The sequence below is a fragment of the Microcoleus sp. CAWBG640 genome (genome assembly GCF_020883015.1).
Taxonomy (GTDB): domain Bacteria; phylum Cyanobacteriota; class Cyanobacteriia; order Cyanobacteriales; family Microcoleaceae; genus Microcoleus; species Microcoleus anatoxicus.
Map to the genome: position 1 here is coordinate 1 of NZ_JAHRFC010000159.1, position 5,707 is coordinate 5,707.

The following is a 5,707-nucleotide window of genomic DNA, read 5'->3' on the forward strand; positions in this document are numbered from 1 at the left end:
CGATCGCCTGATTGTCGGTACGATCGCCTGATTGTCGGTACGATCGCCTGATTGTCGGTATGATCGAATCAATGACGTGGCGATCGACTGACTGACTCTTTTAAGATACAAGGGGCGGGTTTTACCCCATAGGTGTCAACTTAACCTCAAACCCTGTCAGAGATAGCTGTTTGACTATTAAACTTAGATCCCCCCTAGCCCCCCTTAAGAAGGGGGGAACAAGAACTTGCTCAAAGTCCCCCTTCTTAAGGGGGATTTAGGGGGATCTAGACTTGTCGTAAAACCCATATTTCTCCAAGGTTTTGGCCTTAAGTTGACACCAATGGTTTTACCCACAATCTTTGTCACAAACCGACAATCTCAAAAACCCGTCCCCACCCAACGGCTCATCTTAAATTTAACCAATCTTGAATTTCTTGAGCTAACCAAGCCGCCTCAATCTCTTTCAAATAGTTGGCTAAAACATAATAATAAGTTCCTGTATGGTGATAGCCTGAACGAATTTTGATTTGATATCCCACAGAATTGTCGTATAAAAAAACACCAAAAATATGCGATCTTTCCCCAGTTATTCGCCAAAAATTCCAGCCAAATATGTGATATTTTATTTCCAACTCGTCCTGGTTAAATTTAATGTAAGTTACCACCAAATAGCTAAGTAACAGACATATTATCATCGCAGAAATTACTAAAATTCCGAATATTTCTGTGACTGAAAATGTTATAATTGTCACTCCCAAAATTCCGAGAAGACCTATTCCTGTAAAAGTAGATAAGAAAGGCTTTCTGACGCAGATAGAGGGAACTTTGCGGCCGTGCGTCCTAAACGCTGTTGCAATTGATAACGTTCTTGTAAAATTTTCCCTGTCTCTAACACAGCATTGCCCTCTTTTTTTATTCTCCCAAATTGCCTAAACTATAATTCTTAAATAAGTCTTGATAGAGCAGGCTTACTTTAACATCAAACTCTCCAATTCCCAATTCCCAATTCCCAATTCCCAATTCCCAATTCCCAATGTCCAATTCCCAATTCCCCATTCCCAAAAATTTACCCATTAATTTCTCCATTCGGCATGATTGTACCCTGAAACTTTGCCCCCGCTAAATTAACAGTGATCAAATCTACCCTCATCAAACTTGTGCGATGTAAAATTACATCCCGTAAATCAGTTTTAGCCATGTAAGTATCAGTCAAATCGGCTTCAGTTAAATTAGCCTGATTGAAATTAGCACGACTCAAATCCGCCCTCACCAAATTAGCCCGACTCAAATCCGCCATAATTAAACTAGCATTGTTCAACTTCACATCAGGAAGAAAAGCACCCTGTAAGTTAGCACCTGCGAATTCAGCATCGATTAATATAGCCCTTTCTAATTTGGCATTTCTCATTACAGCCCAGGAAAAATTTACCTCAGTCAAATTTGTATCAGTCAAAAATACATTGTCCAAAATAGCTTCGCTCAAATTTGCTTGACTCAAATTTGCCTCTCGGAGAGAAGCTTCAGTCAAATTGGCTCGACTTAAATCTGCTTTAGTCAAATCAGCACCCTGTAAATTGACTCCGCGCAAATCGGCACCTTGCAAATTTGCACCCCGCAAATTTGCTCCATCAAAAACTCGCTGCTCCTTCCGCAAATTTGCACCCCGCAAGCACGCACCGCGCATATCTGCACCTTGCAAATTAACACCTCGCATATCCGCGTCAGTCAAATTTGCATCGATTAAGATAGCCAAACATATGTTGGCTCTGCGAAAGTCAGCATTTTGTAAAGTAGCTCCGTGAAAGTCTGCATCGGACAAATTTGCTGAACTTAAATTTGCCTGATTCAAGTTAGCACCGCCAAATTTTACCTTGGTTAAATTTGCACGTTGAAGGTTAATTCTACTCAGATATGCCATTGCTAAGTTTGCACCCGATAAGTCGGCGCTGCTTAAATTCACACCTATTAAATCGGCACCACTTAGATAGACACCTCTCAGATTCATACCTTCAAAATCAATTTCACCTGATGTATATCGTCTTAATAATTCGCTAGCATTCATAGTTGGTGCTGGTTAATTTAGTTACTAAAATCTGGGAGTTTGGTATTTGGGAACTAGGATTTTTTACGGGCAAATTTAGTGGATGTATGCCGGGAATTATTGGCAGATTTTATGGCTAATTCATTTTAGTGACAAAATCTTGAGTCCAGACTATAGTTTTGTTACCTAGCTGTCGCCCGTGAATTTTCACTTTATGGAGAAACTTCGATTTTAAAGTACAAAGTTTTTTGTAAATATAGGTCGCAGTATTTTGTTGATTTGGTGCGCTGGGGGCAGATTCCAAAATGATGTGGAGCCAACCGTCTTTAAATCCTGCTGTAGCGGTAATTCCTTGAGGCTGTAGCAGTTGATTGATTAAGGTGGCGATCGCCTTGGGATTTCCTTGTCTTGCCATTTCCAGTAGCTGCTGCTGGCTGGGTCTTTGGCTAGATTTATTTGATTCTGGTTGCGAAACATTACCATCAAAATTGTCTGCTATTTCAGCCGGAAATTGTCCCCTTTCTTTTGACTCCAAATCGCTCAGAATTTTCATTAACTTGTAGGTAAATCCCTGGACTTCTCCTACATAATCTCTGAGAATTTTATATTTCCAGTACAATCGCTCTTCTACACTTTCTGTTGAAAACTGTCGATTCAGAGCCGATTCTAAATCACTGAATATATTTTCTATTTTGGCAGTGGCGGAGTTAGCACTTTGAATTACTAAGGATTTAATTTCTTCTTCTAAGCCCAATTTCTGCTTGATAGATTCGCTAATATTTATACTATTCTCAGGGGAAATATAACTTCCCGCAGTAGCCTGATTTTCTTCAACAGATGAAGTCTTTTTCAATTCCTGTTGAAAATTAATCGGCGAATTATTAGTGTTGATTTCGGTTGGCTGAACAGGTGAATTTTCTCCCGTTCCGTTCACGAAGTAACTATCCGGGGAGTTAGAAGCATACTGAATGGGAGAAGATTCAATGATGTGAGTAGTATCGCCAGCTTCAAAATAATCTTTTGTGCCGTTACTCTGCTTGTTATCTTCATAAATATTATTGATTAAGTGCGTCTGATCGTAATCTTCTCCCGCCACCTCTTCGCTAGAAATATTTGGTGATTCAGGTTCTATTTTGGCGTAACAAGGATTCATCGCTTGGATAATGACGCTAGCTGTTTGGTCATTTTCATCTGTGTTTTCCAGAGTGCTCGCCGTTCTGTACAATTGAGATTCGAGTTCTCCTAGGGTGGGACAGACGTTAAACAGTTGTCGCAGCAGGGTATCTAGTTCTTGGCTTTTCAGCAGCAACCAGTCGCGATCGCTAAAAGTAAATTCGTGATAAAGAGTCGAAAAAATTAGTATTTTCGCCCTCAGCGGATTTGTTTGCTGCAAGATTTTTTGTCTGACATCAAATAAAAATCCGGGGTTTCTTTCTGTTTCGTCAGTACCTGGGATTTCCGAACTAAATTCCTCTTGAAATGGCATCGGACTCTCACCGCCAAATCTAGATATGTTTGTTTCTAAATTGGTCAAGTCTTCAAATTCGTACAGCCTACTCAGTTGACAGATGATTAGGTCTGCTACTAAAGCGTACTCTGCTTTTTTGTTGACTTTAGAAACTATAATATTTAAAACTGTCTCAATATCTTCTAAATTGGTATATTTGGTACATAATTCTTGGATCAGAATACCTAAATCTGTGTCACCTAATTTTCCGACATCGTTTTCCCAGAATTCTTTACACGCAAAAAATATTATTCTTTTAATCCGCGAGATATTGACATCTTGTTCCAACTCGCGAACAACCTCATCTAAAATAGATAAAGGTTTCATAGTTTTCTACCTCCAAAAAATACCCTGTCAACAATTACCAAGAAACAATAAAATTATACCACATTTAACAGATGCCAGACTTTGATGTAATTGTAATTGGGAGTGGCATTGGCGGCTTAGTCGCCGCATCAATGCTAGCTCGCTACGGTAAGCGGGTACTCGTCTGCGAAAGCCATACCATAGCCGGTGGTGTGGCTCACAGTTTTTCGCGCCGGGGATTTCATTTTGATTCGGGACCTTCTTTTTATTGCGGTTTGACTGACCCCCAGTCCCTCAATCCTTTGCGACAAGTGTTGGAGATTTTGGAGGAATCCATCGCCACAATTCCCTACGACCCCTTGGGGCATTATCATTTTCCAGAGGGAAGTTTGCCGGTTTATGCTGATGCGAAAAAATACTTAGATGCTGTAGCTGAGTTTACACCAAAAGGTGCGAAGGAATTGCAGCAATTCCAACAAAATTTATTAGTTTTATATGAAGCTTTGCGTGGAATTCCGGCGGTGGCGCTTAGAGCAGATTGGCAGTTAATGCCTCTTTTGCTGTTTCGGTACTGGCCATCTATGCTGAAACTGCTGCCCCTTGTAGGGGTGATAGGAGGTGCTGCGGGGGTGTTGATGGATAGGGATGTGAGGGACCCTTGGGTGCGGCGTTTGATCGATTTGGAGTGCTTTTTGCTGTCTGGCTTGAAGGCGGAGGGAACTGTCGCCCCGGAAATCGCTTTTATGATTGGCGAACGATCGCGCTCAGTTATAGAATATCCTGTTGGTGGCAGTGGTGCGATCGTCGATGCTTTAGTCCGAGGCTTGCAGCGCTGGGGGGGAAAGTTGCGCCTGGGAACACCAGTCGAGCAAATTTTAGTTGCATCGGGGAGAGCAACTGGTGTTCGCTTGCAAAATGGCGAAATTATCCGCGCACCAATTACTATCTCCAATGCGACCATCTGGGATACTTATACTAAGTTGCTATCACCAGAAGATTTACCAAAAAATTATCGCCAAATTGCCTTATCAACGCCAGCGGTAGAAAGTTTCATGCACCTACATTTAGGTATTAAAGCTGAAGGACTCCATGGTTTGACTGGGCACCACGTCGTTGTCCATGACAGCAACATCGATATTACAGTACCCGGAAATACTTGCATGATTTCGATTCCTACGGTTTGGGATGCCAATCTCGCACCGCCGGGACACCACGCCATTCATGCTTATACACTGGAACCCTACGAAGGTTGGGAATATGGCGAATTTTATCAACAAAAAAAGCAAGAGCGATCGCAATCTCTGTTCACAGCTTTAGAAAAAATTATCCCCGATTTGCGGAGGCGAATTGTCCTAGAGTCGATCGGCACACCCCTAACCCATGCCCGATTTTTGCACCGATATCAAGGTACTTACGGGCCGGGAATCCCCGCCGGAAAAGGCACATTTCCGGGTCCACAAACACCAGTCAAAGGTTTGTATCGAGTAGGAGACAGTACCATGCCAGGAATTGGCGTACCTGCGGTGGCTGCATCAGGAATTCTGTGCGCGAATACTCTGGTTAATTCCCAGATCACGGCACAATTTTTGTAAAATTTTGCCAGTCTTGACTCAAGTTTATCGTCAACAGCAATGGTTATTTGACTACAATCAACAGAGTTCGGATTTCAAAAGTTTATTGATGCGCTTGCGATGGACTAGGATTAGATCCTACTCAAGGGGCTAGTGTTGAACTCGCAAAACAAGAGATGATACTAAACGGCAGTTTCATAGACTTTTCCTGACATTAAAGACATCAGGTCCAAAAAACACGGTGTTCTTGTCGCAATCGCTGTCTGTAACTGGTAAAATAAGTATCAATGTTGGCACTCC

5 protein-coding genes are annotated in these 5,707 nt (G+C 41.9%); 1 reads left to right on the forward strand and 4 read right to left on the reverse strand.

Annotation, left to right across the window (positions count from 1 at the left end; genetic code table 11):
- Positions 1–386: 386 nt before the first annotated feature.
- The 4 genes from AAFP11_RS29425 to AAFP11_RS29440 all read right to left on the reverse strand — a co-directional run bounded on the left by AAFP11_RS29425 (position 387) and on the right by AAFP11_RS29440 (position 3,857).
- Positions 387–734 carry a hypothetical protein gene (locus AAFP11_RS29425; RefSeq protein ID WP_341740197.1) on the reverse strand — a complete coding sequence of 116 codons (348 nt, stop codon included), beginning with the start codon at positions 732–734 and terminating at the stop codon, positions 387–389.
- 160 nt (positions 735–894) lie between these two features.
- On the reverse strand, positions 895–1,056 hold the full coding sequence (locus AAFP11_RS29430; RefSeq protein ID WP_341740198.1) for a hypothetical protein: 162 nt from the start codon (positions 1,054–1,056) through the stop codon (positions 895–897).
- The gene (locus AAFP11_RS29435) at positions 1,049–2,044 is read right to left on the reverse strand and encodes a pentapeptide repeat-containing protein (protein WP_341740199.1); all 996 of its coding nucleotides are present in this window, start codon (positions 2,042–2,044) and stop codon (positions 1,049–1,051) included. Before AAFP11_RS29435 ends, AAFP11_RS29430 begins: the two co-directional genes overlap by 8 nt.
- A gap of 115 nt (positions 2,045–2,159) precedes the next feature.
- The gene (locus tag AAFP11_RS29440; protein ID WP_341740200.1) at positions 2,160–3,857 is read right to left on the reverse strand and encodes a hypothetical protein; all 1,698 of its coding nucleotides are present in this window, start codon (positions 3,855–3,857) and stop codon (positions 2,160–2,162) included.
- Between the two features lie 71 nt (positions 3,858–3,928).
- Here AAFP11_RS29440 and AAFP11_RS29445 point away from each other — a divergent pair, with 71 nt between their 5' ends.
- The gene (locus AAFP11_RS29445) at positions 3,929–5,428 is read left to right on the forward strand and encodes an NAD(P)/FAD-dependent oxidoreductase (RefSeq protein WP_341740201.1); all 1,500 of its coding nucleotides are present in this window, start codon (positions 3,929–3,931) and stop codon (positions 5,426–5,428) included.
- Positions 5,429–5,707 lie beyond the last annotated feature (279 nt).

What these genes read in the sequence shown, in the direction of transcription:
- AAFP11_RS29430 (WP_341740198.1), bottom strand. Translation starts at nt 1,056, where the DNA reads ATGGGTAAATTTTTGGGAATGGGGAATTGGGAATTGGACATTGGGAAT.
- AAFP11_RS29435 (WP_341740199.1), bottom strand. Translation starts at nt 2,044, where the DNA reads ATGAATGCTAGCGAATTATTAAGACGATATACATCAGGTGAAATTGAT.
- AAFP11_RS29440 (WP_341740200.1), bottom strand. Translation starts at nt 3,857, where the DNA reads ATGAAACCTTTATCTATTTTAGATGAGGTTGTTCGCGAGTTGGAACAA.
- AAFP11_RS29445 (WP_341740201.1), top strand. Translation starts at nt 3,929, where the DNA reads ATGCCAGACTTTGATGTAATTGTAATTGGGAGTGGCATTGGCGGCTTA.